The organism is Pseudomonas sp. W2Jun17, assembly GCF_023127795.1.
GTDB lineage: Bacteria > Pseudomonadota > Gammaproteobacteria > Pseudomonadales > Pseudomonadaceae > Aquipseudomonas > Aquipseudomonas synxantha_A.
Genome location: NZ_SPKO01000025.1, coordinates 360,116 through 385,691, shown reverse-complemented (window position 1 = coordinate 385,691; position 25,576 = coordinate 360,116). Strand labels below are relative to the sequence as shown.

The 25,576-nt window shown below is 59.6% G+C and carries 24 protein-coding genes and 2 tRNA genes; 10 read left to right on the top strand and 16 right to left on the bottom strand.

Annotated elements, in window-relative coordinates; translation table 11 throughout:
- Positions 1–88: 88 nt before the first annotated feature.
- The 6 genes from E4O98_RS15300 to E4O98_RS15275 all read right to left on the bottom strand — a co-directional run bounded on the left by E4O98_RS15300 (position 89) and on the right by E4O98_RS15275 (position 4,834).
- Positions 89–164, bottom strand: a tRNA-Thr gene (locus tag E4O98_RS15300).
- 464 nt (positions 165–628) lie between these two features.
- Entirely contained in the window at positions 629–1,816 is a 1,188-nt protein-coding gene (locus E4O98_RS15295; protein ID WP_248135645.1) for a methyltransferase, read from the bottom strand.
- Positions 1,797–2,486 (bottom strand): ABC transporter permease, encoded by a 690-nt coding sequence (locus tag E4O98_RS15290; RefSeq protein ID WP_032803763.1) that lies wholly within the window; start codon positions 2,484–2,486, stop codon positions 1,797–1,799. The genes E4O98_RS15295 and E4O98_RS15290 overlap by 20 nt, the downstream gene beginning before the upstream one ends.
- A gap of 38 nt (positions 2,487–2,524) precedes the next feature.
- Positions 2,525–3,220: an ABC transporter permease gene (locus tag E4O98_RS15285; protein WP_005783890.1), complete on the bottom strand. Its 696-nt coding sequence runs from the start codon at positions 3,218–3,220 to the stop codon at positions 2,525–2,527.
- A gap of 74 nt (positions 3,221–3,294) precedes the next feature.
- Complete coding sequence (locus E4O98_RS15280; protein ID WP_005783892.1) at positions 3,295–4,047, bottom strand: ABC transporter substrate-binding protein; 753 nt, start codon at positions 4,045–4,047, stop codon at positions 3,295–3,297.
- Positions 4,048–4,060: 13 nt separating this feature from the next.
- Positions 4,061–4,834: an ABC transporter ATP-binding protein gene (locus E4O98_RS15275; RefSeq protein ID WP_003187760.1), complete on the bottom strand. Its 774-nt coding sequence runs from the start codon at positions 4,832–4,834 to the stop codon at positions 4,061–4,063.
- A 554-nt stretch (positions 4,835–5,388) separates the two neighbouring features.
- Between E4O98_RS15275 and gabP the strand changes: the two genes are divergently transcribed.
- Positions 5,389–6,780, top strand: a complete 1,392-nt coding sequence (gene gabP / locus E4O98_RS15270) for a GABA permease (protein WP_228309240.1) — start codon at positions 5,389–5,391, stop codon at positions 6,778–6,780.
- A gap of 724 nt (positions 6,781–7,504) precedes the next feature.
- Here gabP and E4O98_RS15265 read toward each other — a convergent pair.
- Entirely contained in the window at positions 7,505–7,918 is a 414-nt protein-coding gene (locus E4O98_RS15265) for a hypothetical protein (RefSeq protein WP_005783897.1), read from the bottom strand.
- Between the two features lie 157 nt (positions 7,919–8,075).
- Here E4O98_RS15265 and E4O98_RS15260 point away from each other — a divergent pair, with 157 nt between their 5' ends.
- Together E4O98_RS15260 and E4O98_RS15255 are read left to right on the top strand one after the other, a co-directional pair.
- Positions 8,076–9,041, top strand: coding sequence for an arsenic resistance protein (locus E4O98_RS15260; protein WP_248135644.1), 966 nt, complete (start codon positions 8,076–8,078; stop codon positions 9,039–9,041).
- An 87-nt stretch (positions 9,042–9,128) separates the two neighbouring features.
- Positions 9,129–10,736 carry a hypothetical protein gene (locus E4O98_RS15255; RefSeq protein WP_248135643.1) on the top strand — a complete coding sequence of 536 codons (1,608 nt, stop codon included), beginning with the start codon at positions 9,129–9,131 and terminating at the stop codon, positions 10,734–10,736.
- A 22-nt stretch (positions 10,737–10,758) separates the two neighbouring features.
- Here the strand turns inward: E4O98_RS15255 and E4O98_RS15250 are convergent, their stop codons facing one another.
- From E4O98_RS15250 to E4O98_RS15220, 7 genes are all read right to left on the bottom strand, one after another.
- Positions 10,759–11,919 carry a Fic family protein gene (locus E4O98_RS15250; RefSeq protein ID WP_032878370.1) on the bottom strand — a complete coding sequence of 387 codons (1,161 nt, stop codon included), beginning with the start codon at positions 11,917–11,919 and terminating at the stop codon, positions 10,759–10,761.
- 198 nt (positions 11,920–12,117) lie between these two features.
- The gene (locus tag E4O98_RS15245) at positions 12,118–12,789 is read right to left on the bottom strand and encodes a hypothetical protein (RefSeq protein ID WP_248135642.1); all 672 of its coding nucleotides are present in this window, start codon (positions 12,787–12,789) and stop codon (positions 12,118–12,120) included.
- 65 nt (positions 12,790–12,854) lie between these two features.
- Positions 12,855–13,274, bottom strand: coding sequence for a TonB family protein (locus tag E4O98_RS15240; RefSeq protein WP_248135641.1), 420 nt, complete (start codon positions 13,272–13,274; stop codon positions 12,855–12,857).
- A gap of 228 nt (positions 13,275–13,502) precedes the next feature.
- Positions 13,503–13,578 (bottom strand) — tRNA-Phe (locus E4O98_RS15235).
- Between the two features lie 103 nt (positions 13,579–13,681).
- Positions 13,682–13,954, bottom strand: a complete 273-nt coding sequence (locus E4O98_RS15230) for an oxidative damage protection protein (protein WP_017529562.1) — start codon at positions 13,952–13,954, stop codon at positions 13,682–13,684.
- On the bottom strand, positions 13,951–15,018 hold the full coding sequence (gene mutY, locus E4O98_RS15225) for an A/G-specific adenine glycosylase (RefSeq protein ID WP_248135640.1): 1,068 nt from the start codon (positions 15,016–15,018) through the stop codon (positions 13,951–13,953). The genes E4O98_RS15230 and mutY overlap by 4 nt, the downstream gene beginning before the upstream one ends.
- Positions 15,015–17,231 (bottom strand): AsmA family protein, encoded by a 2,217-nt coding sequence (locus E4O98_RS15220; protein ID WP_248135639.1) that lies wholly within the window; start codon positions 17,229–17,231, stop codon positions 15,015–15,017. Before E4O98_RS15220 ends, mutY begins: the two co-directional genes overlap by 4 nt.
- A 326-nt stretch (positions 17,232–17,557) precedes the next feature.
- Between E4O98_RS15220 and E4O98_RS15215 the strand changes: the two genes are divergently transcribed.
- The 7 genes from E4O98_RS15215 (at position 17,558) to E4O98_RS15185 (ending at position 23,323) form a co-directional block, all read left to right on the top strand.
- Positions 17,558–19,219 carry an OFA family MFS transporter gene (locus E4O98_RS15215; protein ID WP_005783912.1) on the top strand — a complete coding sequence of 554 codons (1,662 nt, stop codon included), beginning with the start codon at positions 17,558–17,560 and terminating at the stop codon, positions 19,217–19,219.
- A gap of 232 nt (positions 19,220–19,451) precedes the next feature.
- The gene (hisB, locus tag E4O98_RS15210) at positions 19,452–20,048 is read left to right on the top strand and encodes an imidazoleglycerol-phosphate dehydratase HisB (RefSeq protein WP_003187781.1); all 597 of its coding nucleotides are present in this window, start codon (positions 19,452–19,454) and stop codon (positions 20,046–20,048) included.
- Positions 20,048–20,686, top strand: coding sequence for an imidazole glycerol phosphate synthase subunit HisH (hisH, locus tag E4O98_RS15205; RefSeq protein ID WP_005783914.1), 639 nt, complete (start codon positions 20,048–20,050; stop codon positions 20,684–20,686). The genes hisB and hisH overlap by 1 nt, the downstream gene beginning before the upstream one ends.
- Positions 20,687–20,944: a DUF2164 domain-containing protein gene (locus E4O98_RS15200; protein ID WP_032878360.1), complete on the top strand. Its 258-nt coding sequence runs from the start codon at positions 20,687–20,689 to the stop codon at positions 20,942–20,944. It begins immediately after the preceding gene.
- Positions 20,945–20,983: 39 nt separating this feature from the next.
- Positions 20,984–21,721, top strand: coding sequence for a 1-(5-phosphoribosyl)-5-[(5-phosphoribosylamino)methylideneamino]imidazole-4-carboxamide isomerase (gene hisA, locus E4O98_RS15195; RefSeq protein ID WP_003171106.1), 738 nt, complete (start codon positions 20,984–20,986; stop codon positions 21,719–21,721).
- 9 nt (positions 21,722–21,730) lie between these two features.
- Positions 21,731–22,501, top strand: a complete 771-nt coding sequence (gene hisF, locus E4O98_RS15190) for an imidazole glycerol phosphate synthase subunit HisF (protein ID WP_003171107.1) — start codon at positions 21,731–21,733, stop codon at positions 22,499–22,501.
- Positions 22,502–22,567: 66 nt separating this feature from the next.
- A complete protein-coding gene (locus E4O98_RS15185) occupies positions 22,568–23,323 on the top strand; it encodes an ABC transporter substrate-binding protein (RefSeq protein ID WP_228309246.1) in 756 nt (251 codons plus the stop codon).
- A gap of 143 nt (positions 23,324–23,466) precedes the next feature.
- Here the strand turns inward: E4O98_RS15185 and E4O98_RS15180 are convergent, their stop codons facing one another.
- Positions 23,467–24,240 carry a divergent polysaccharide deacetylase family protein gene (locus E4O98_RS15180; protein ID WP_216090616.1) on the bottom strand — a complete coding sequence of 258 codons (774 nt, stop codon included), beginning with the start codon at positions 24,238–24,240 and terminating at the stop codon, positions 23,467–23,469.
- Positions 24,241–24,242: 2 nt separating this feature from the next.
- Positions 24,243–25,550, bottom strand: coding sequence for a S41 family peptidase (locus E4O98_RS15175; RefSeq protein WP_005783925.1), 1,308 nt, complete (start codon positions 25,548–25,550; stop codon positions 24,243–24,245).
- Between the last annotated feature and the right edge of the window lie 26 nt (positions 25,551–25,576).

Genomic DNA, 25,576 nt, shown 5'->3' with positions numbered 1-25,576 from the left:
CTCATGCGTCGCCAAAAACAATGTACGTCTATTTGTACGTTTGGCAGAAAAACAAAGGGCCTGCATCGCTGCAAGCCCTTGTTTTGTATGGTGCCGGCACCAGGAGTCGAACCCGGGACCTACTGATTACAAGTCAGTTGCTCTACCAACTGAGCTATACCGGCGTGTTAGGGCGACGATTATAGCGATTGGAAAGGTTCTGTAAACCCCTGAATTCTGACTATTTTTGCAAAAACCAAGGTTTCTTGCGATTAGCGTGTTTTCCACACGGCGTGGCAGCGTAAAAAGCCGTCACTTCGGCGTCAGGCCAGGTACCCCGCGTACCTGAGCGATCCGACGTCCAACGAGCTTCTCCACCCGCTGAAACCGCCAAAAACCACCCTGCAAAGTCCGCTTTATACGTTTAACGGCTGATGCTTATGCACAATCGGTTGGTAACAGCTGTCACGAAACAGCCATTTTGTGCAGCCGTTCTCAACACGCTGCAACTGCCTGTTTTGTGTGCGTTTTATTTTGTGAACAAAAAATGACCAGCCTCGCTTTTGGCGTTCAGCGCCCATTGCTACAGCTTCTGCAAAGATTCCATCAACAGAGTTATCCACAGGGCGTGTGCAGGAAATTTTGCACCTTATTCGCGCTGGGCCAGCACCATCAGGTTGCGTGGGGTGAGCGTTGGTTCGCAGAAGGTGCCGACCTCGACGTTGTAGCCCTTTTCGCTCAAAAAAAGTGCGCGGTCCAGCACCAGCCACATTTCCAGTGGGCGTCGAAACAAACCCCTTACCAACTCCAGGTTTCGCACTTCGGCCAGGCGCTGCCAGCCGTGGGCTTCGAGCGCCGGCCAGTCTTGTTCACCTGTGGATAAATTCTTGAGGTTTGCCAGCTCACGGCAGTAGTCGGCGAAGGATTTATCCAGCCAACTGGCGGGCAGGGAGGGCGTCGGCAGGTAGTCGTCGCAGCCGCGCAGTTGCCGCTGTAGTCGATCAAAGCCCAGGCGCCGCGCCATGGAGGTGTCCCGTTGCTGGCGCACGCGGTTGCCGGCGGTGACGGTTTCGCTCAGGGGTAATCCCAGATCATCAATCGACAGGGTTAGCAGGGATGCGCGCCCGGCGGCGGACAGTGCCTGGTAGCGCTCGGCATTGATGCGGTTGTAGCAGCAGGGCGCCAGCGCCAATTGTTTGCAGCCAGCGGCGCTGGCCAGTTGCAGCAGGCGCACGTGCAGGTCGCCGCAGGCGTGCAGGGCCACAGGTGTGTGTTCGGGGTCGATCGCTACATCGGCCATCACGTCTTGCAGGCAATGGGCAGCGGGCAAGCCGTGGTGATCGCTCAGGGCTTGGCCGGACGCAATTAGGGCCGGGTCATATTCCAGGCAGGTCAACCGTTGGCCGGGTTGCAGCAGGCGACGGCCAAGATGGCCTTTGCCGGCGCACCAGTCCAGCCAGTGGGCAGGCGTCTGGGCAAAAGTCAGTGCGGCGCCGAAGGCTTCGATCTGTTGCCACTTGCGCCCGGGCACGTCCACATTCATACGGTGGCGAGCGGGGTCCAGTGAGTGGGCGGGTAACTTACCCACAGCACTCAGGCGCAGCGCTTGAGCGGCCAGCTGTGGAAACGGTGCAGGCGCAGGCAGGTCGTGGGGGTGGTTGTGACTGGCTTCAGCTTCGGCCAGCGAACGCCGACGCAGCCACTGGGATAACTCGAGATGCTCGGTTTCCCAGGGCAACTGCAACTGAGTAAAGGGCCGTGGTCGCCACAGCCCTTGGTACTCGATCAGGAATGCATCCAGTGCCTGGAAGCGTGCCTCAACGTCCTTGGCACGCATCGACGCGCAGCCACTTTTCCAGCAGTTTGAAACCGCGCACCAGCACGTAGGCCATCAGCAGGTAGAACAACCCCGCGGCGAAGAAAATCTCCACCGGCAGGTAAGTGCGGGCAATGATGGTGCGCGCCATGCCGGTCAGTTCCAGCAGGGTCACGGTACTGGCCAGGGCACTGGCCTTGAGCATCAGGATCACTTCGTTGCTGTAGGCCGGCAGGCCGATGCGTGAGGCGCGGGGCAGGATGATGTAGAACAGCGTTTTCGGTTTGGACATGCCCAATGCCCGCGCTGCTTCGATCTCGCCCGGCGGAATGGCCTGGATCGCACCGCGCAGGATCTCGGCGATATAGGCCGCGGTGTGCAAGGTCATGGTGGCCGTGGCGCACCAGAACGGGTCGCGCAGGTACGGCCACATGAAGCTGTTGCGCACGGCATCGAACTGCGCCAGCCCGTAATACACCAGGAACAGCTGCACCAGCAGCGGCGTGCCACGGAAGAAGAAGATGTAGCCATAGGGCAGGGCGCTCACGTACCAGCGGCGCGAAGAGCGCGCGATACCCAGTGGAATCGCCAGCAGCAGGCCGGCGATCACGGCGATTGCCACCAGCTCCAGGGTCAGGGTGGCGCCCTGGGCCAACTTCGGCAGCCACTTGATGATCACGGCCCAGTTCAGGCCCAGGTCAAAGTGCGATAGCCAACTGTAGTCGCCGCTCATTGGGTGCTCCTTGCAAAGCCGCGGGCGGCGCGTTTTTCCAGGAAGTGCATGCTGGTCATCGCCAGTACGGTCAGGCCCAGGTACATGAACGCCGCAACCATGAAGAAGGTGAATGGCTGCTTGGTCACGGTCACGCCGATCTGCGCGTGGCGCATGATCTCTTCAAGGCCGATCACCGACACCAGTGCGGTGTCTTTCATCAGGATCATGAACAGGTTGCCCAAGCCCGGCAGGGCGATACGCCACATCTGCGGCATGATCAACCGGGTGAAAATCCGAAATTTCGACAGCCCCAATGCCACACCGGCTTCGCGGTGACCCTTGGGAATGGCGAGGATCGCGCCGCGAAACACTTCGGTGGCGTAGGCGCCGAAGCACAGGCCCAGGGCGATGACGCCGGCGGCGAAGGCACTCAGCGACAGGTCGGGGTTGCCAAAAAACTCACCCAGGGCGCGCATCAGATTGACGGTGCCGAAGTAAATCAGCAGCACCCACAGTAATTCGGGAATACCGCGAACGATGGTCGAATACGCACCGCCCAGCCATTGCAGCGGCTTGTACGGCGAAGTCTTGGCCAAGGCGCCGGCAAGGCCGAGCACCAGCCCCAGGCACAGGGCCGTGAGCGCCAGTTTGACGGTCATCAGCGCGCCGGCGGCGAGGGCCGGGCCGAATCCGTAGAGATCGAAATTCATGGTGTTTTCATATCGCGGCAGGCATTGCTAAAAGCCGACGCGCTCCCAGGAGCGCGCCGGGCAGGTCGTTCAGATCATTCGATGCTGAACGGGAAGTACTTGTCGTTGATCTTTTTGTAGGTGCCGTCTGCCTTGATCTCTGCCAGGGCTTTGTTCAGGCGCTCGCGCAATGGGTCGCCTTTGCGCACGGCGATACCGATCTTGTCGCTTTCTACCACCGGGTCGCCTTTGAACTCATAGGCCGAACCGTCTTTGCTCTTGAGCCACTCGTACTGCACGTACTTGTCGGCGAGGATGCCGTCAAGGCGACCGGAGGTCAGGTCGAGGTAGGCGTTTTCCTGAGTGTCGTAGAGCTTGGCTTCGGTGTCCGGCAGCTTGTCTTCCAGGTAGGTACCGGCCAGCGTTGCACGCTGTGCACCGATCACCTTGCCCTTCAGGTAAGCGGCGTCAGTCTTGAAGTCTGCCGTGGCTTTTGGCGCAATGAACTGCAGCTTGTTGGAGTAGTACGGGTCGGTGAAGTCAACTGCCTGCTTGCGCTCATCGGTGATCGACAGCGAAGACACCAGGAAGTCGAACTTCTTGGCGTTCAGGGCCGGGATGATGCCGTCCCAGTCGGACACATACACTTCGCACTTCTCGACTTTCATCTTGGCGCACAAGGCGTCGCCGATGTCCTTGTCGAAGCCCACTACGTTGCCGCTGGCGTCTTTATTGTTGAAGGGCGGGTAAGCCGCTTCGATCCCCATTTTCAAGGTTTCTGCCATGGCCGTGGCGCTGAACGCCATCGAGACGGCCGCGGCCAGAAGGAATTTCTTATAGGTCTGCATGCATGTTGCTCCGTTAGCGGTTGCTGGACATGAATTGTTTGCAGCGCGCCGAAAGCGGGTTTTCAAACACCTGCTGTGGCGATCCTTGCTCTTCGACCAGGCCTTGGTGCAAAAACACCACTTCGCTGGATACCTGGCGGGCGAAGCCCATTTCGTGGGTGACCAGCAGCATGGTGCGGCCTTCTTCGGCCAGTGCGCGGATCACATTAAGTACTTCCTGAACCATTTCCGGGTCAAGCGCCGACGTGGGTTCATCGAACAGGATGACTTTAGGTTGCATCGCCAGGGTGCGCGCGATCGCCGCCCGTTGTTGCTGGCCGCCGGAGAGTTGTGCAGGGTAGGCGTGACGCTTGTCGGCAATACCGACCTTGGCCAGCAAGGCCTCGGCCACTTCTATTGCTTCAGCCTTGCTTTGGCCGAGCACGCGACGAGGGGCCTCGATGATGTTGTCGAGGATGCTCATGTGCGGCCACAGGTTAAAGTTTTGAAACACAAAACCAATTTCGCTGCGCAGGCGGTTGATCTGCTTGCCGTCGGCGGCCATCAGCTCGCCGTTTTTTGCGGCTTTGAGCTTGAGCTCTTCGCCGGCTACCAGGATCTGGCCCTGATGCGGGTTTTCCAGCAGGTTGATGCAACGCAGGAAGGTGGACTTGCCGGAACCGGAGGAACCCAGGATCGAGATCACATCGCCGTCGCGAGCGGTCAGCGAGATACCCTTGAGTACCTCAAGCTCACCATAGCGTTTGTGCAAGTTGCGGATTTCAAGCGCGGGCGTGGCCTGGGCCATGTGCGGTCCTCATTGTGTTCGTTGCGATCTTCGCTGTTGGGCCGCCTTCCTGGCGAGGCGCCAAGCTAGCATAGCGTTTGGATGACAGCCAACAGCGCTGCGGACGGTTAACTGGTGGTCTGCGGCAGTGTGTCGCATCGGCGCAGTAGCGTGTCGCGCCATCAACAACCTACAGACGTTTGAACCCGAAAGATCCACAGGCTTCGCGTAAAAAAGGGCGCGATGGTGCCAGCTTTGGCCGGGTGTTGGAAGGGTTAACCGGGCAAACGGTCCATATCAGCCCGTTTATGGGGCGTCACGTACTTTTTGTGTGTTTTTGGTGCGCCTGATTGGCTTGAAGGTGAGTCGCACGGTAACGCTATAGCGGAATGCCATGATTCTCAAAGACTTGCGAGCGCTGATGAATTGTCCTACAGCCCGCGTCAATGGCGGCTCTGTTACATTTTGGCGCAAATCTTGCGTAAAAAATAAAGAACGCCCTGTTGGATTCTTTTCACGAGAAAGGCTGCAGGCCGGGCGAACCCGTTTTCGCAATTCCTCGCAAAGGTGTGTCAATGAGTAGTACTCAAAGCTCCAATGACCTCGAACAGGGGCTCAAGCCGCGGCATGTCACCATGCTGTCGATTGCCGGCGTAATCGGCGCAGGTTTGTTTGTCGGCTCTGGCCATGCGATTGCTGCCGCCGGCCCCGCCGTGCTGCTGGCCTACGCGGCCGCCGGTACGTTGGTGGTGCTGGTGATGCGGATGCTGGCCGAGATGGCTGTTGCGTCACCCGATACCGGTTCGTTCTCTACCTATGCCGACCGCGCAATCGGTCACTGGGCTGGGTTTACCATTGGTTGGTTGTACTGGTGGTTCTGGGTGCTGGTGATTCCGTTGGAAGCCAACGCGGCGGCGACTATCCTGCACGCCTGGTTCCCCGACGTGGCGATTTGGGTGTTTACCCTGGTCATTACGTTGTTGCTGACTGCAACCAACCTGTTCAGCGTGAAGAACTACGGTGAGTTCGAGTTCTGGTTTGCATTGATTAAAGTCGTGGCCATCGTCGGCTTTGTAATCCTCGGCCTGGCCGCGATTTTCGGCTTTTTGCCCACCAGCCAGGTCAGCGGTGTTTCGCACCTGTTCGATACCCAGGGCTTTATGCCTAATGGGATGGGCGCGGTTCTGGCAGCGATCCTGACCACCATGTTCTCGTTCATGGGCACTGAGATCGTGACCATCGCTGCAGCGGAATCCAAGAACCCCGGCCAGCAAATCACCAAGGCCACCAACTCGGTCATCTGGCGGATTGGTTTGTTCTACTTGCTGTCGATCTTCATTGTCGTGTCGCTGGTGCCTTGGAACGATCCGACCCTGGCCGCCGTAGGTTCCTACCAGACGGTACTTGAGCGCATGGGCATCCCGAATGCCAAGCTGATCGTCGACCTGGTGGTGCTGGTGGCTGTTACCAGTTGCCTCAACTCGGCGCTCTACACCGCCTCGCGTATGTTGTTCTCCCTCGGGCGTCGCGGTGATGCACCAGCGGTGGCCAAGCGCACCAACAAAAGTGGTACACCTTATTGGGCGGTGTTGCTGTCCACCGGCGCGGCGTTCCTCGCGGTATTTGCCAACTACGTGGCCCCGGCGGCCGTGTTCGAATTCCTGCTGGCCAGCTCCGGCGCCATCGCCTTGCTGGTGTACTTGGTGATCGCTGTGTCGCAACTGCGCATGCGTCAAAAACGTGCGGCGGCGGGCGAGAAGATCGTGTTCAAAATGTGGCTGTTCCCTGGACTGACCTACGCGGTGATGGTGTTTATCGTCGGCACCTTGACCATCATGCTGTTCCAAGAAGCGCACCGGGTCGAGATCATCGCCACCGGGATCCTGAGCTTGCTGGTAGTGCTGGCGGGGTTGTTCGTGGCGAGCCGCCGCAAGGCCCAGAAGGTAGGCGCAGCAGTGCTCAACTGACGGAATGTGGTGCAAATGTGGGAGGGGGCTTGCTCTCGATGCAGTGTGTCAGTCACTGAGATGTCGACTGAGACTCTGCCATCGGGAGCAAGCCCCCTCCCACATTTTGATACGCGTCAGTCTGCTGAGGTTGTCAGCGACTGAGATGCTGAGCTTGCAGGTGGTATTGGTAGTGGCGAGCTGCGGCAAGGCCCAGAAATCAGGCGCAGCAGTGCTCAACTGACGGAATGTGGTGCAAATGTGGGAGGGGGCTTGCTCTCGATGCAGTGTGTCAGTCACTGAGATGTCGACTGAGACTCTGCCATCGGGAGCAAGCCCCCTCCCACATTTTGATACGCGTCAGTCTGCTGAGGTTGTCAGCGACTGAGATGCTGAGCTTGCAGGTGGTATTGGTAGTGGCGAGCTGCGACAAGGCCCAGAAATCAGGTGCAGCAGTGCTCAACTGACGGAATGTGATGCAAATGTGGGAGGGGGCTTGCTCCCGATGCAGTGTGTCAGTCACTGAGATGTCGACTGAGACTCTGCCATCGGGAGCAAGCCCCCTCCCACATTTTGATACGCGTCAGTCTGCTGAGGTTGTCAGCGACTGAGATGCTGAGCTTGCAGGTGGTATTGGTAGTGGCGAGCTGCGACAAGGCCCAGAAATCAGGTGCAGCAGTGCTCAACTGACGGAATGTGGTGCAAATGTGGGAGGGAGCCAGCCCCCTCCCACATTTTGTATGTGTCAGTCTGTTGAGGCTGTCAGCGCCTGGGATGCTGCTACATAGTCCGCCTGGAACTGCGGCGATTCGATCCACGCCAACGCAGCGGCCTCGTCATCGCTGTCAGTGGCCCACTGCCGATATTCAATCAGCGCCGCCAGGATAAAGTCGGTCGCTTCCTCTTCACCTTCCTGCTCCAGCACCAGCGCCAACAGCGGGTGTGCGAGGAATACCGCGCACAGTGCCTGCTGGCTGATCTCGCCTGCGGTGCGCATCTCGACGAACAGTTCGGTCAAGTCCACCGATTCAAGATCGATGCGGCTGTCGTCGCCGGCGAACGCATCCGGCTTGGCCGCGACGGCGCGCTGGGTGCGGTTTTGCTTGGCCTTGGTCTTTGCCCGCTGGGCGCGTTTTTGCTGCTTGTTCGGCGAAGCCATGGGCTCAACATCCTTGGGTTCTGGATCGGGGTGGAGTATTGAAGCGCAGGTTGGGGTAAATCCCAAGGAAATCCGGGCGGGTTTGGTCGTTCATCGCGCTCGACCACCAGGCCATAGATCAATAGGCTATGCCTTTGTCATCTGCCAGAGCGTCTTCATGACCCGCGATGCCCTTGAGCATAACCAGATCCCCTTCTATTTTGTCGCCATCCTGCTGGCCGCTGCCTGTGGTGTGTTCGCGCCTCTAGTGGCTCACGGCTTGAGCGTATTGATCACGCCCGCCATCGCGGTATTGATGTACGCGATGTTCCTGCAGATTCCTTTCCTCGATCTGCGCCAGGGTTTGGGCAATATTCGCTTTGTCTCGGCGTTGTTGCTGGCCAACTTTGTTCTGGTGCCATTGCTGGTGTGGGCGCTGACCCGTGGCCTGCTGGGGCATCCCGCGCTGTTGGTGGGGGCATTACTGGTGTTGTTGACGCCCTGTATTGATTACGTGGTGGTGTTCACCCACATCGGCAAGGGCGATTCGCGGTTGATGCTGGCGGCCACACCGTTGCTGTTGCTGTTGCAGTTGGCACTGCTGCCGGTGTACCTGGGTTTTATGCTGGGCGCACACTCGGGTGTGGTGGTTGAGATCGGCCCGTTTATCGAGGCATTCCTGTTGTTGATCGTGGTGCCGATGCTGCTGGCTGTGCTGACGGCCTACCTGGCGCGACGATCAAGGCTGGTCGACAAATGGAGCAGTGCGTGGGCCTGGTTGCCGGTGCCGGCGATGGCCCTGGTGTTGTTCGTGGTGATTGGGTCGCAAATCACATCGGTCATGCGCGACTTCGACCTGTTGCTGCCAGTGCTTGCGATCTACCTGGGCTTCGTACTGCTGGCGCCGTTGATGGGGATCCTGGCTGCGCGACTGTTTGCGCTGCCTGCGCCAAGTGCACGGGCGGTGACGTTCAGTGCTTCGACGCGCAACTCGCTGGTGGTATTGCCATTGGCGCTGGCCTTGCCGGAGGACATGCGCGGGTTGGCTGCCGCGGCGGTGATCCTGCAAACCCTGGTCGAGTTGGTGGCCGAGTTGGTCTACGTTCGCCTGATCCCGGCAGTGGTGTGGCCCGCAAGTCGATAAAAGCGTGAATGTTCAGGTTCGTTCAGGCGCTATTCAGGGCAGTGCTCGGCACCATACGCCAGCGCTTCCCACCTGACAGGTCACCCGATGGATCATCGCAACCGTTTTCGCCTGGAGTCCTTGGGCCTCTTTCTGATCGCCCTGTTGTTGTTCACGTTGGGGATCTGGGATCAGCAGCCTCAGGGCTTTGATGGGCGCTGGGTGCTGTTCATGCAGGAAATGTTTCGCCACGGCGCCAGTTTTTTCCCCACCACTTACGGTCAGCCTTACGCGGACTACCCAGGCACCGCGACCTTCTTCAGTTTTGTATTCGCTCGCTGGTTTGATGCGCCGAACCATCTGGCGAATGTGCTGCCCACCGCGCTTGCATCGGCCGGTGTGATCGCACTGATGTACCGCCTGCTGGCGCCGTTCAGTCGCCCATGGGCATTTTTGACGGTGCTGCTGACGCTGCTCACCACCCAGTTGCTCGAAAAATCGCGCTCGGTCTGCCTGGACCAGATGATCGCGCTGCTGTGTGTCGGCAGTTTCTATCTGCTGCACAGTGGCGAGCGCCTGGGGTCGCGGCTGCGGCAATTGGCGGTGTTCCCGTTGTTCGTCCTGGCCTTTGCCATTCGTGGCCCCCTGGGGTTGATTGAGGTCTGTGGGGTGGTGTGCGTGTATTGGGCGCTGGGCAGGCCGGGCGAACGCGTCCGGCAAGTCCTGATCCACGGCGTTATCGGCCTGGTGCTGCTAGCAGTGTGCTGGTGGCTGCTGATGAAGCTTGCGCGATTGAGTGGCGGTGATGCCTTTGCTGATGAAGTGTTCAGGATGCAGGTCGGCGGGCGCCTGGATGAGTCCGGTGAGCCGTTCTATTTCTATTTCCAGCTGAGTTTGTACCGTTACTTCCCGGTGGTGCCGCTGGCGTTAGCCACTCTGGTCGCGCTGCGCCATCGCTGGCCGGAGCGCTGGGTCGACGGGCAGCTGCAACTGCTGGTGCGCCTCGGGGCGTGTGGCTTGATGATTCTGCTCGGGTTGTCGGTGCCGCACTTCAAGCGCGCTTATTACATCTTGCCGATGGTGCCGATGTTTGCGGCTGTCGCGGCCTATGGGCTGCTCCAGGCGCAAGGCTGGCTGTTGGGCGTGCGCCGTTGTTACGAAGGGCTTGTCGCAGCGTTACCGGCGTTGTGCGTGGTTGTGTTGTTTGTGTGTCGGAACGCCTGGCACAAGCAGGGCTATTGGCCGGATATTTCCCTGCCGCTGATGATTGGTGTGTTGGTGGTGTTGCAACTCGCGGCGTTGATTGCCTGGCGCCGGCCGTTGCGTCTGGTATGGCTCAGCGTGATCGCACTGGCGGCGCAATGGTTGTTGCTGGTCGCGGTGATAGAACCGGCCAAGGACCTGCAATTCGACACCCGACGGTTTGTCAGCCAGGTGGAGGCACTGCGTGAGTCGCAGCCTGGCCCTTTGGTGTTTGTCGACCTGGCCCGGGACACCTGGGCGGTGCGCTACATGATGAACCTGGATCACGATGAGCAGCCACTGTTTGTCGGGCGTCACCAGCTTGAGAAACTGAGTGAGCTGCCCCGGCCATCCTGGGTGATTGTGCCGCGCAAGGAGACTGCGCTGTTGAAGGGCTCGCCGGTGGAGCAATTGGCGCCAAGCTTTGCGGGGCGGTTGAATGACAATCCGTTGATGGTGTTTTTGCTGAAGTGAGGGGGCAACTTGGCGGGCCTCCTCATGGATAAGGTTTGTCCAGCTGCTCAGGGATAAAGCCTTCTTCGCGCAGGGATTTGATAACCCCTCTGATCAAATAATTATTTGAGAACCCGATTGTGTACTGCCGAGCGCCTGGACTGATGGGAAGCAGCATCCCTTGGTCGACCAGTTTTTTTATTTGATAGGTTCTTTGGGCGGCGGACAGTGTGGGTAGAGCGTCAGCGATATCGCCCGACTTGACCACCTTCAGTTGGATCGCCGTGCTCAGAATTTTCTCTTCAAGAGGCGTTATCCATGCGCGGTCTTTCGCCAATGCAATGGTGGGGGCAAGAATGTGCCTGGTCAGGTAGCGGTAGTCCGTCAGCCTGCTGACTTTCTCTAATTCATCTCTAATGCCTGCCAGCACATACGTACACCAAGCCTCAAGGCCTTCCTTGGTGCCTGTGTCAGCGGTGGAAAGCATCGAGTAATACTTTTCGCGGTCGATACAGAAGACTGCCGTCGGATTCAGGACTCGGCCGCCAGCGCTCACGTTGAAGCCGTACTTCATCAACATTGCGTACGTCAGAAGGCGCACGACGCGGCCATTGCCGTTGCCAAATGGGTGGATCCAGCCAAACCGGTGGTGGGCCAGCGCGACTTTCATCAGATCGTACTTGGGGGCATCCTGCTTATTCACAAAGGCGACGAGTTCTTGCATGTAGCCTGGCACCATCACCGCCTCGGGCGGGAGGTGATCGGACTGGGCAATGCTGACCCCGGACTCGCGGTAAGCACCTGGCGTACGATCACCTTCGCGTTGCAGTCCCTGGACGGTGATTGAGTGAAGCTCTCGAATCGCAAACTCCGTGAGATCAGCGCCGGTCTGCATGATGCTTTCGACGTAGTCCATGGCCTTTTCGATATTCGCAATTTCCCGCAACGGATCTGAAGCCTCGGCTGCCCCTTCGACTTTGCTTTCGATGTAGTCGGCCAGTGTCGTGTGGTTGCCCTCGATACGTGCAGAGCCCAGGCTTTCCAGCGTATGAAACAGGGCTTTCAACTGGAAAAAAACAGCAGGCGGTGTATCGCCACCCAGTTGCAGGCGGCGCAGGTGTTCCAGCTCGCTCAGAACATCAACCAGGCCCGAGTCGAACGAGGGGTTCAATAGCTCCAGATCGTGATGAGCAAACTCGGGCATATGGAAAGTATCTCCAATTGATATTTTGATTATCTCGAAAGCAGGCTGATTTGATGCCCGTAGGGAAGGCGTTAGGGGCCTGATGAGGCCCTACACTATCTCAAAAAAACAGTTCGGATAAGTGAAAAATATCCCAAATGAAACTAGGTCCGGTTGGCTTTGGTCAGGGTGCCCAAGCTGTATCCGGACGGGAGCAAGCTATTTGCAGCGATACCCCTCAGGCATCGTCACCGTGTAATTGCGCTGCACGCGGTCCTGGAAGTTCAGGTTCTGCAGGCCCTGCTGCACCAGGAAGGCTTCGACCTTGGCCGCCTGGCAATCGTCGTTATAGGACGATACTCGAAGCACGTACACGGCGCGCCTGCTCGCCTCGTCCCGAGCGGTAGCCCGGAAGGTGGTGAGGGTGGTGTAGCCGGTGCGTTCCGATGTGCCTACCGGGCCATAGGAGGTGTTCGGGGTGCTGGTGCAGGTCAGTTGATCGGTCTTTTTCTTGTTCTTCTTGCACTGTGTGGTGGTGCTGTTTGCTACCTGGCCATACTCGGTAGCGGTGTAGCGGTAAGTGACCTGCTTGCTTTCGACATCAAGGGTGATGGTCATTTTGATCGGTGCATGGTTCTTGGGCAGCGTGGTGTCGGTAAAGACATTGCGAAAGCCCTGGTCCTTCATGGCGATGACCATGTCGCGCAGGTAGTACCGGGCATTGAGTGCGTTTTCGTCGCTGCCCCCGACAGACGTCACCAGTACGGTTGCCTGGCGGTCGAAGTGATAGTCCGGATCGGGTGTCGCGTTGATCGCTACGTCCATTTGCGTGGCGCATCCACTGAGTAGTGCAGTCAGCAGTAATAGCGAGCAGAGCAAGAGGCGTGTCATGAAAGAAACCTTACAGCTGTGAATGGGGTAAAGGGTGGACGATTGAAGCCAGTGAAAAACAAGCCTCAATCGCTCTGGGGCTTAGCTTGGCCTGCGCAGGATGGGGTCAGGCAAAACACAAAGGGTGCGCGCACCTCGACTTCACCATCCTTGAGAACTGACGCAGGCGGAGCAGGCATTGGCGATGCTGCTGGAAGAGATGCCTGCACGGCAGCAACAAAAAGCTCAGAGCCTGAGTGACTGATCACGCGCTGACGCAACAAGTTGCCATGGGCATCGATGGCGAATTCAATATTGACCTGGCCTTCCAGCCGCTGCGCCTGGGCGTTTGCCGGGTAAAATTTGAACAGCTGTATATGGCTTATCAACTGTTGTTCCCATAACTGCTGTTCTGCCAGTTGCTCTGGGGAAGGGGTTCTTGCGCAGGCGCCAAGCAGCAGGGCAAGTGCGATCCAGCAATACTTCATACATATTTCCTTGAGCATTTTTTGCGTCCGTACTATCTGGCGCCACAGAGTATTTCAAATCCAGGCGCTTGGAAGGCTCACTCCCTCGACGGCTTTGCCGATGGGCTTGATCGGTGCCGGTATCGTGATTGCCTTTATTCAAGGCGCTCCTGCTCGGCATCCGGGTCCAAGGTGATCCAGAGCCCATTAAATCGCAGGCAATAAAAAACCCCAAGGAACATTGTTCCTTGGGGTTTCTCGGTATTTTGGTGCCCAGAGACGGAATCGAACCGCCGACACGGGGATTTTCAATCCCCTGCTCTACCGACTGAGCTATCTGGGCAACGGGGCGCATTAAACGGGTTTTTCAGGGGGTCGTCAAGCAAGTTTTCAAAAAATATTTAATTATTACCGTCGCTTACGTGCCGACCCCGGTTTTTGATCAATTATTGAGCAGGTGGCACGTAACCTTCGGCTTGGGCGTATTCCTCGCCGGAAAAGAACTTATCCATTTCGCCGGCCAGGTATTTGCGGTCTTCGGCGTTCATCATGTTCAGGCGTTTTTCATTGATCAGCAGGGTCTGGTGTTTCAGCCAGTCACCCCAGGCTTTGGCGGAGACATGGTCGTAGATGTCCTGGCCCTTGGCACCTGGGTACGGAGGGCGTTCCAGGGCTGGCAGTTCTTCTTTGTACTTGCGGCACATAACGGTGCGGGTCATGACGAAACTCCTGCGTTCAATACGTCGGCCGCGCGCTTCAGCAGTTTTTTCACCGGAGCGGCAAGGCCCAGGCGCGGCGGGGTGGCGAGGTTATACCAGAGCCAGTCGGCCTCGGCCACGTGATGGGCGGATTCCTCGACCTGGACCAGCCAGGGTTCGATAGCCAGCTGGAAGTGGCTGAAGGTGTGGATCAACCCCGGCAGTTCCTGATGCTTGCCCAGTGCGAGTGCGTGCTGGTTGGCCAGGTGGTCGAGGTCGCTCAGGTCATCCAGCTCGGGCAAGCTCCACAAACCGCCCCACAGGCCCGTGGAGGGGCGACGGTAAAGCAGGATCGCGCCCTCGGCGTTCGCCAGCATGGGCATCAGCGTGCGCTTTTGCGGGATGGTCTTGCGTGGCTTGGGGATCGGGTAACGCGTCTCCAGGCCGAGCATGTGGGCTTCGCAGCCTTTTTCCAGCGGGCACAGCAAGCAACTGGGCTTGCTGCGGGTGCAGAGCGTGGCGCCCATGTCCATCATCGCCTGGGTGTAGGCATTGACGCGCTCAAAGGGTGTAAAGCGCTCTGCGGTGGCCCACAGTTGTTTGGCCACCTTGGGCTCGCCCGGGTAGCCCTCCTGCGCGGTAAAGCGTGCCAGCACGCGCTTGACGTTGCCATCGAGGATCGGCGCGCGCAGGCCCATGCTCAGGCTGGCTATCGCACCGGCAGTCGATAGGCCGATGCCCGGCAGTTCGGTGAGCTTTTCGACGTCGCGGGGGAATTCGCCGCCGTATTCGGCCACCACGATCCTGGCGGTCTTTTGCAGGTTGCGCGCCCGGGTGTAGTAGCCCAGGCCGGTCCACAGGTGCAGCACTTCGTCTTCCGGTGCGGCGGCCAGGGCTTCGACCGTCGGCAGGGATGCCATGAACCGGTCGAAGTAATTGAGCACAGTGCTCACCTGGGTCTGTTGCAGCATGATCTCCGACACCCACACCCGGTACGGGGTGATGCCCTGTTGCCAGGGCAGGTCATGGCGGCCGTGGCGGTCGTACCAATCGAGTACCGCCGCTGAAAACTGCTCGTTTCTCATCGGTTGAACAGGCCTTTCAATGCGTCTTTGAGCTTGGGATTAACCTTGTCGAGCTTCTCCTCCAGCTTCTCGTTCAGGCGATTGCCGGCAGCCTTGAGGGCGACCTGGCCCAGGCCGTCCTTGTCCAGGCGGCAGGCCTTGGCGCCAAGCTCCAGCGGGCCACGGCAGCGCAGCGGCACTTCAATGCCCTGGAAGTTGGCGCCGACCTGGCAGGCCGGGTCCGGCACCTCGCGCTTGTCGCCTTCGACAATGATGCCGACGCGGTAGTCCATGCCCAGCACGCGCAAGTCGACATCGCCGTTGCCATTGACCGTCAGCCCTGGGATACGCACTTTCAGGTCAGGGTTGCTGGCCACGCCGTTACGCAACGTCAGGTTGCCGCGCAGTTCCTGGAAGGGGGTGTCCTTGCCCGGTGGCGTGCTGGCCAGGGTCTTGCGGTTGAGCAGGGCGATACCGGTGCAGACCTGTTGCTCGATATTGGCGTTGAGCAACACACCGTTATTGATCACAAAGCTGGCGGTGCCGTTGAGGCTGTCGATCAGTGCCTTCTGGCTGTTGCCACGCCCGGTCAGGTTGCTGTCCAGGGTGACCTGGCCTTTGACCGGCGGGTTTTTCCCTTGGGCCTGCAGGATTTTCTCAACCGGTACTTGCTTGATATGGGTTTGCATGGCCAGAAGCGGGAGATCCTGGCGCACATCGAGCGTGCCATTGGCCTGGAAGGTACCGTTGTAGAGACCACCGCTCAGGGTGTCGAGCTTGAGCTGGCCGTCGATGCCGGAGGCTTTCAGCGCCGCGTTCTGGATCGGCAGCTGGCTCAGGGTCAATTGTCCGAACGCAAGGTCGGCGTCGATATCCAGGCTGCGCAGGCGGGTCAGCGGCAGCAGCTTGTCGGTGCTCCAGGCGCCTTTGGTCGGGGCGTCCGGCAGTGGCGTGTTGCCGCCGGCTGCCATCGCACCGGCCTCGCTGTTCTGCACTTCGGCCTGGCGAGCGGCGGTTGCGCCTTTGGCTGCTTCTGATTTGGCCGGCAAGTAGTTGTCGGCATTGAAGGTATCGGCCTTGAGCTGTACGCGCAGGGACTGCTTGGCGAAATCATCGACAGCGACACGGCCGCTGAAGGTGCTTTCGTCGAGTTTCAGGTTCAGATTTTCCAGGGCGATGCTGGTCGGCGTGCCCTTGAGACGGCTCACCAGCTCGACCTTGCTCAGGCTACCTGGGGCCATGGCCGGCAGCGGGTGGCCGACGCTCTCAAGGAACTTGGCCAGATCGAACTGGGCCACAGACAGCGCGCCACTGACTTGCGGGGTCTTGTCCAGGTCGTTGACCTTCAGTTCGCCCAAGGCGCGCAACTGGTTGGCCGACAGTTTCAGGTTGGTCCATTCGGCGACGTTGGCCGCCAGATCCACCGACAATTGGCCCTGGGTGGAGAAGCTGACGGTCTTGCCTTGCAGCGGCTCGCCGGTGGCTTCGCCGCTCAGGCGCATGTCTTCGAACTGGTAGCGCTTGAGGGCACGCTGGATGCGCAAGTTGCCGTTCAGCTCGGTCTTGACGCGCATCAGTGGCTGGTTGCTGCCCAGGAACGCGGTGAGTTTGAGCGGAATGCTGGCGCCCTCGTGGATGGCCCCGGCGCTCAACTGGATGCTCTCGGCACTCAATTGCTTGCCGGTCTGTTCATCGGTGTATTCAACGCGAGCGTTGTTGATGGTCAGGCTGTCGATGTCCAGGCGGATCGGCTGCGGGGGTTTTTCCGGTTTGGTTTCAGCCACCGGTTCGACGGGGGCCGGCGCAGGGGTATCCGTGGTTTCGTCGGGCAGGTTCTTGCCGATGTCTTCCCAGTTGCCATGGCCTTGCTTGTCGCGGTTCAGGCGCAGGTTCAGGCCCTCGACACGCACATCGCTCATCTGCACTTCGCGGCGCAGCAGCGGCAGTACGCGTACCGACAGGCCGAGCATTTGCAAATCGGCGAAAGGTTGAGTCGGTGCGGTCAGGGTCGCGACGCTGGCCTCGTGCAACTCCAGGCCCAGCCAGGGGAACAGGCTCCAGCCGATATCGCCATTGAGCGTCAGCTCGATGTGGGCCTTGTCGCGGGCTATCTGGCGAATTTCTTCTTTGTAGTCGTTGGGATCGAAGAGGTGGGTCAGGGCAAAGCCGAGCGCCACAATGATCAGCAACAGCCCGAGAAGTACCAGACCCAGGATTTTGCCGAACGCTTTCATGGGCGAGTCCTTGTATGTCGATTTCAAAATTTAGCCGAAGAGTATAACGCCCGACGGCCTGCGTCAGTTCACGGATCGTTACATTGTATCCAGGGGCTCGGAAATGGGATTTTGACGTCAGAAAAGTACAGATAATCCAAAAAAGGTAGTGGCAGTTTGATTTTTCTGTCATCCACTGATGCTAATCTCTGCACGTTCGTCCGCCTTCTGCGACGTATCGTCGCGCTTTAAATGGAGCTTCACTCAAAAAAACGGCCACGCTTTGCGTGCAAGGCCGAGGAGGAGAGCGCCTGACGGACGCATACCAATAACTGGGGGAAACACCAATGAGCACTAGCACTGTGGCCGGCACCGCCGCCGCACAGCCTGCGTTCCTGTCCAAGGAGCGCATCATCGCCAAGCCGGGGTTCAACCGCTGGCTGGTTCCACCGGCCGCCCTGGCCATCCACCTGTGCATCGGCATGGCCTACGGCTTCTCGGTGTTTTGGCTGCCGTTGTCCAAAGCGCTGGGTATCACCGCACCGGTCGCCTGCGCGCCAGACATGAGCTTTATCGCCCAGGTCTTCTCGTCCCAATGCGACTGGCCCATCTCCATGCTGGGCTGGATCTACACCTTGTTCTTCATCTTTCTGGGCTGCTCGGCCGCGATCTGGGGCGGCTGGCTCGAACATGCCGGGCCACGCAAGGCCGGTGTGGTCTCGGCGTTGTGCTGGTGCGGTGGCCTGCTGATCTCGGCGCTGGGCATCTATACCCACCAGATCTGGCTGATGTGGATCGGCTCCGGTGTCATTGGCGGTATCGGCCTGGGCCTGGGCTATATCTCGCCCGTTTCGACCTTGATCAAGTGGTTCCCGGACAAGCGCGGCATGGCTACCGGCATGGCGATCATGGGCTTTGGCGGCGGCGCGATGGTGGGGGCGCCTTTGGCTGCGGCACTGATGGGCCATTTCTCTTCGCCGACCAGCGTAGGTGTATGGCAGAGCTTTGTGGTCATGGCGGCGATTTACTTCGTGTTCATGATCGGTGGCGCACTGCTGTATCGCGTTCCGCCGACCGGCTGGAAGCCTGAGGGCTGGACCGCGCCGGCGAAAAAAGCCAGCAATGCGATGATCACTCATCGCCACGTGCATGTGAATGTCGCCTGGAAAACCCCGCAATTCCGCCTGGTATGGCTGGTGTTGTGCCTGAACGTATCGGCCGGTATCGGTATCCTCGGCATGGCCTCGCCACTGTTGCAGGAAGTGTTCGGCGGCAAGTTGCTGGGTGTTGATGTGCCATTTGGCCAGCTGGATGCCGGTCAGCTTGCCTCCATTGCAGCCATTGCCGCTGGTTTTACCGGCCTGTTGAGCCTGTTCAACATCGGTGGCCGGTTCTTCTGGGCGTCGTTCTCCGACTACCTGGGACGTAAGAATACCTACTTTGTGTTCTTCGCCCTGGGCTTTGCCCTGTACGCGCTGATCCCGAACCTGGGGCATCTGGGCAACGTGGCGCTGTTCGTGGCGGCGTTCTGCATCATCCTGTCGATGTACGGCGGTGGTTTTGCGACGGTTCCGGCTTACCTGGCCGACTTGTTCGGTACCCAGATGGTCGGTGCTATTCACGGTCGCCTGTTGACCGCCTGGGCTGCTGCGGGCGTGTTGGGGCCGGTACTGGTGAACTACCTGCGTGAATATCAGCTGAGCATCGGCGTTGAACGCGCCGCGGCGTATGACATCACCTTGTACATCCTTGCCGGTCTGCTGGTGCTGGGTTTCATCTGCAACCTGCTGGTACGCCCGGTGGCCGACAAGTACTTCATGACCGATGCCGAACTGGCCGCCGAACAGGCGCTCGGGCATGACAAGGGTGCCGATGCGTCCACCGTGCTGGAGTGGAAGGCCTCCGCCGCCAGCAAGCCGTTGGCGATTGCCGCGTGGCTGGTGGTGGGTATTCCGTTGGCGTGGGGTGTGTGGGTGACCCTGCAGAAAACCGCAGTACTGTTCCACTAACACTGCAAAACCCTTGTGGGAGGGGGCTTGCTCCCGATGGCGGCGCATCAGTCAGTGCATTGTTGACTGATCTACCGCTATCGGGAGCAAGCCCCCTCCCACATTGGTTATGCATGTACGCACATGTCTAACCCCGACACGCCGTCAGTCTTATCCCCTTCGATGTTTCTGTTTGGCGCCCGCGCCCCTATAATGGCTGCCTTTTTCGCCCAATGATTTTGCGGAGCTGGTGATGGCCGAACGTAAGGCGTCTGTCGAGCGCGACACTCTGGAAACCCAGATCAAAGCCTCGATCAACCTGGATGGCACCGGAAAGGCCCGATTTGATATCGGTGTACCTTTTCTTGAGCACATGCTGGACCAGATCGCCCGTCATGGGCTGATCGACCTGGATATCGTCGGCAAGGGCGACCTGCACATCGACGACCACCACATGGTGGAAGACGTGGGCATCACCCTCGGCCAGGCATTTGCCAAGGCCATCGGCGACAAGAAAGGCATCCGTCGCTACGGTCATGCCTATGTTCCGCTGGATGAAGCGCTGTCGCGTGTGGTGATCGACTTCTCCGGCCGCCCAGGCCTGCAGATGCACGTGCCCTACACCCGCGCCAACGTGGGCCGTGGCTTTGATGTGGACCTGTTCCAGGAATTCTTCCAGGGCTTCGTCAACCACGCACTGGTCAGCCTGCATATCGACAACCTGCGCGGCACCAACACCCACCACCAGATCGAAACCGTGTTCAAGGCTTTCGGCCGCGCATTGCGCATGGCTGTGGAAGTCGATGAGCGCATGGGCGGGCAAATGCCGTCGACCAAGGGCGTCCTGTAATGCAGACGGTCGCGGTTATCGACTACGGCATGGGCAACCTGCACTCGGTGGCCAAGGCCCTCGAGCACGTAGGCGCCGGCAAGGTGCTGATCACCAGCGATGCCAACGTGATTCGCGAAGCCGACAGAGTGGTGTTCCCAGGCGTCGGTGCGATTCGTGATTGCATGGCCGAAATCCGCCGCCTGGGCTTTGACAGCCTGGTGCGCGAGGTCAGCCAGGATCGTCCATTCCTCGGTATCTGCGTCGGCATGCAAGCCTTGCTCGACAGCAGTGAGGAGAACGGCGGCGTCGATTGCATCGGTATGTTTCCCGGCCAGGTGAAGTTCTTCGGCAAAGACTTGCATGAAGACGGTGAGCATTTGAAGGTCCCGCACATGGGCTGGAACGAGGTGCGCCGCACCGTCGACCACCCGCTGTGGCACGAAATCCCGGACATGGCGCGTTTCTACTTCGTGCACAGCTACTACATCGCTGCCGGTAACCCGCGCCAGGTGGTGGGTGGCGGGCACTATGGTGTCGACTTCGCCGCAGCGCTGGCCGAAGGTTCGCGTTTTGCCGTGCAATTCCACCCGGAAAAGAGCCATACCCATGGCCTGCAATTGCTGCAGAACTTCGCCGCGTGGGATGGTCGCTGGTAAATGGCCAGGAAACCGAAGCCGCCGATCTTGAACCTCACGCCCGAGCAGGAGCGTGAGGCAACCGACAAGATCAAGCGTTTCATGGAAGACCGCTTCGAGCTCAAGCTGGGCTCGTTCGAGGTCGCCGAGATTCTTGAGCTGTTCACCACCGAAGTGGCACCGCACTATTACAACAGGGCGATTTTCGACACGCAGACGCTCCTTAAGGAAAGGTTCGAAAGCATCGAAAGCGACTTGTGGTCGCTTGAGAAGCCCTGATTTCCCAAGCATTGCTGAATATCGAATAAGGTTTGCCAGATGCTGATTATCCCCGCTATCGATCTCAAGGACGGCGCTTGTGTACGCCTGCGCCAGGGCCGCATGGAAGATTCCACGGTGTTCTCCGACGACCCGGTGAGCATGGCCGCCAAATGGGTGGAAGGTGGCTGCCGTCGTTTGCATCTGGTGGACTTGAACGGTGCCTTCGAAGGCCAGCCGGTCAATGGTGAGGTGGTCACCGCGATTGCCAAGCGCTACCCGAACCTGCCGATCCAGATCGGCGGCGGCATTCGCTCCCTGGAAACCATCGAGCATTACGTCAAAGCTGGCGTGAGCTACGTGATCATCGGCACCAAGGCCGTGAAAGACCCGGCCTTCGTCGCCGAAGCCTGCCGTGCGTTTCCTGGCAAGGTCATCGTTGGCCTGGATGCCAAAGACGGCTTCGTTGCTACCGACGGCTGGGCTGAGATCAGCACCGTGCAGGTGATCGACCTGGCCAGGCAGTTCGAAGCCGACGGCGTGTCCGCCATTGTTTATACCGATATCGCCAAAGACGGCATGATGCAGGGCTGCAATGTGCCGTTCACCGCAGCCTTGGCAGCGGCCACGAAGATTCCGGTGATCGCTTCCGGCGGCATTCACAACCTGGGTGACATCAAGTCGCTGCTGGACGCCAAGGCGCCTGGCATCATCGGCGCCATCACTGGCCGTGCGATTTACGAAGGCACCCTGGACGTTGCGCAAGCCCAGGCTTACTGCGATGCCTACAACGGCTGAGGACTGACCATGGCGCTGGCCAAACGCATCATCCCTTGCCTGGACGTCGACAACGGTCGCGTGGTCAAGGGCGTCAAGTTCGAGAATATCCGCGATGCCGGCGACCCGGTGGAAATCGCCCGTCGCTACGATGAGCAAGGTGCCGACGAGATTACCTTTCTCGACATCACGGCCAGCGTCGATGGCCGCGACACCACATTGCATACCGTCGAGCGCATGGCCAGCCAGGTGTTTATTCCGCTGACCGTGGGCGGTGGCGTGCGCACTGTGCAAGACATCCGCAACCTGCTCAATGCCGGCGCGGACAAGGTCTCGATCAACACCGCCGCGGTATTCAACCCCGAGTTCGTTGGTGAAGCCGCGCAACACTTTGGCTCGCAGTGCATCGTGGTTGCCATCGACGCCAAGAAGGTCTCCGGCCCGGGCGAAACCCCGCGCTGGGAGATCTTCACCCACGGCGGGCGCAAACCTACCGGGCTGGACGCGGTGGAGTGGGCGATGAAGATGGAAGGCTTGGGCGCCGGTGAAATCCTGCTGACCAGCATGGACCAGGACGGCATGAAAAACGGCTTCGACCTGGGCGTGACCCGCGCTATCAGCGATGCACTGGGTATCCCGGTGATCGCCTCCGGTGGCGTCGGTAACCTGCAGCATTTGGCCGACGGTGTTATCGAAGGCCATGCCAGCGCAGTGCTGGCGGCGAGTATTTTCCACTTTGGTGAATACACCGTACCTGAGGCCAAGGCCTACATGGCAGCGCGCGGTATCGTCGTTCGCTAAACGCTGCTGGACACCATGGCAGGCTCGCGGCACTCTCTGCGCTTGCCATGGATTCCGGTAGCCTTCATGTTCAAACACCTGCTGCTCGCCCTTGCCAGTACCTCGCTGCTCATGGCTGGTACGGCCCAAGCCGAAGAGCCGTCTGACGCCTCCCTGGTGCTGCTGACGGAAAATTTCCCGCCCTACAACATGGCGAAAAACGGCAAGAACTTCGCCAAGGACGAGAACATCGAAGGCATCGCCGTGGACATTGTGCGCGAAACCTTCCAGCGCGCCGGCATTTCCTACAACCTTACGTTGCGTTTTCCTTGGGAGCGAATCTACAAACTCGCCCTGGAAAAGCCTGGTTACGGTGTATTTGTGATGGCGCGGCTGCCGGACCGTGAAGCCTTGTTCAAATGGGTCGGCCCCATCGGGCCGGACGATTGGGTATTACTGGCCAAGGCCGACAGCACAATCCAGTTCAACGATCTTGAGCACGCCCGCCGCTACAAGATCGGTGCTTACAAGGGCGATGCGATTGCGGAAACCTTGGGGAAACAGGGGCTTAACCCGGTTGTCGCTCTGCGCGATCAGGACAATGCGCAAAAGCTCATGGACGGCCAGATCGACCTGTGGGCCACCGGCGATCCCGCCGGGCGTTACCTGGCGCGCCAGGTTGGTGTGAGCGGGCTCAAGACGGTGTTGCGGTTCAACAGTGCGCAGCTTTATTTGGCGTTGAACAGGGAAGTGCCTGATGAGGTGGTCGCCAAGCTCCAGGCGGCGCTGGATGAGTTGCGCAAGAGCGGTCGTGTAGACGAAATCATGGCGCGTTACCTCTGAAGTTGGCAGTTGCGCAGAATAAACGCGGTCAAAATGTGGGAGGGGGCTTGCCCCGATAGCAGTAGATCAGCCAATACATTTTCAGCTGACACACCGCCATCGGGGGCAAGCCCCCTCCCACATTGGATCTTCGCTGCCTTCATTTAGCGGTAAATGCCGTTTTTGCCGTGGGCACTCATGGCCCGATTACTGCGCACGCTGATCATCAGCTTGATATCGATCCAGTCGATACCCTGGGCCTTGAGCTTGGGCAGCTCGCGCTCCAGCACCGCCAGGGTCTGTGGGTAAGGGTGCCCGATCATCACCGCCGAACCCTGCTTATGCGCCAGCTTGATTGCGGTTTGCAGTTGGGTGGTAATTGCTGCCTCGGTGCGTTCGTCATCGAGGAACACATCCCGCGAAACATGCGCCAAGCCGATTTTCTGCGCCTCGGCGGCTGCGACGGTCTGCGCGCTGGTGCGGCTGTCCACGAAGAACTTGTGGCGCCGTTGTAGCTCGGCCATCAACCACGCCATCGCCTGCGGCTGCGCGGTCATGCGGCTGCCCATGTGGTTGTTGATGCCGGCGGTATAGGGCACAGCCTGGAACGCGGCGTCCAGGCGCTTGCCGAGTTCTTCCACCGGTAGCTCGGGGTGCCAGGCGAAGGGGCCGGTGGCCGGGTCCATGGGCATGTGCAGGATCACGATCTTGCCGGCCTTGTGCGCCTCGCGGGCGAATTCGGCGGCATGGGGCGTGTCGGGCATGATCGCGGTGGTCACCGGGCCGGGCAGCGCAAGTACACGGCGATCGCGCGGCAGGTTTTGCCCCAGGTCGTCGATGATGAGAGTCAGGTAGGCTTTGTGGGGTTCGCCGGCAGGGGCCGCGTGAGCGACCCCTGCCAGGCTGCACAGCACAGCGATGATCAGGGCAAAACGCATGATCAACGGCTGCGCGTGATGCTCAGGCCCTTGAGCAGGCTCAGTGCCTGGGCCAGTTGGTAGTCATCGTCCTGCGGCATCGGCTTGGCCTTGGCGCCACTGCCGGTAGGCTGGTCGGCGCCGCCGTTGCCATTGCCCAGGTGACCCTGCAGGTCGGCCTCCTTGTAGTACTCGCCGTCGATCTCGTTGGTGATCTTGGCCCTGCGCACTTCGATGTCCGGCACGATGCCTTGGGCCTGGATCGAGCGGCCGTTCGGTGTGTAATACAGCGCTGTGGTGATTTTCAATGCGCGTTCGTTGTTCAACGGCAACACCGTCTGCACCGAACCTTTGCCAAAACTGGTGGTGCCCATCAGCACGCCGCGCTTGAGGTCTTGCAGCGCGCCGGCGACGATTTCCGACGCTGAGGCACTGCCGCCGTTGATCAGCACCGCCAGTGGCACGTTTTCGCTCAGGTCGTTGCCGGTGGCCGAGAAGCGCAGTTCGGAATTGGCGATACGGCCTTTGGTATAAACGATCAGGCCCTTGGTGACAAAGTGGTCGACCACCTCAACTGCCGACTGCAATACGCCGCCGGGGTTGTTGCGCAGGTCGAGCACGATGCCGTTGAGTTTCTTGCCATTGTCTTTGCGCAGCTTGGCCAGGGCCTTGGCCACTTCGTCGCCGGTCTTGACCTGGAACTGGGTGATACGGATGTAGCCGTAACCCGACTCCAGCAACTGGCTCTTCACGCTCTTGACCGTGATGGTCGCGCGGGCCAGGGTCACGTCAAACGGGTTGCCGCCGTCGCGTACCAGGGTCAGGGTGATTTTCTGGCCGAGCTTGCCGCGCATCTTGTCGACGGCCTCGGTCATGCTCTGGCCACGGGTCGGCTGGCCGTTGATCTTCACGATCAGGTCGCCGGCCTGGATACCGGCCTTGGACGCAGGGGTGTCGTCGATGGGCGAGACCACTTTGATCTGGCCGTCTTCGGAGCCCACTTCGATGCCCAGGCCACCGAACTCGCCGCTGGTGCTTTCCTGCAGCTCGGCGAAATCTTCAGGGCCCAGATAGGCGGAGTGCGGGTCGAGGTTGCTGAGCATGCCCTTGATGGCATTTTCCAGCAGGGCCTTGTCGTCTACGGGTTCGACATACGCTGCCTTGATCCGGTCCATGACCTCGGCAAAGGTGCGCAGCTCATCCAGTGGCAACGGCGCCTTGGTGGTCGCGGCCATTGCAGCGGGTGCAGCCTGGTCGGCAAAAGCCAGAGGCGCGCCGATCACCAGGGCGATCGTCAGGGCCAGCGAAGTGAGGCGGGACAAATGCAGCATGTCGAACGAACTCCTAATGTAGATGC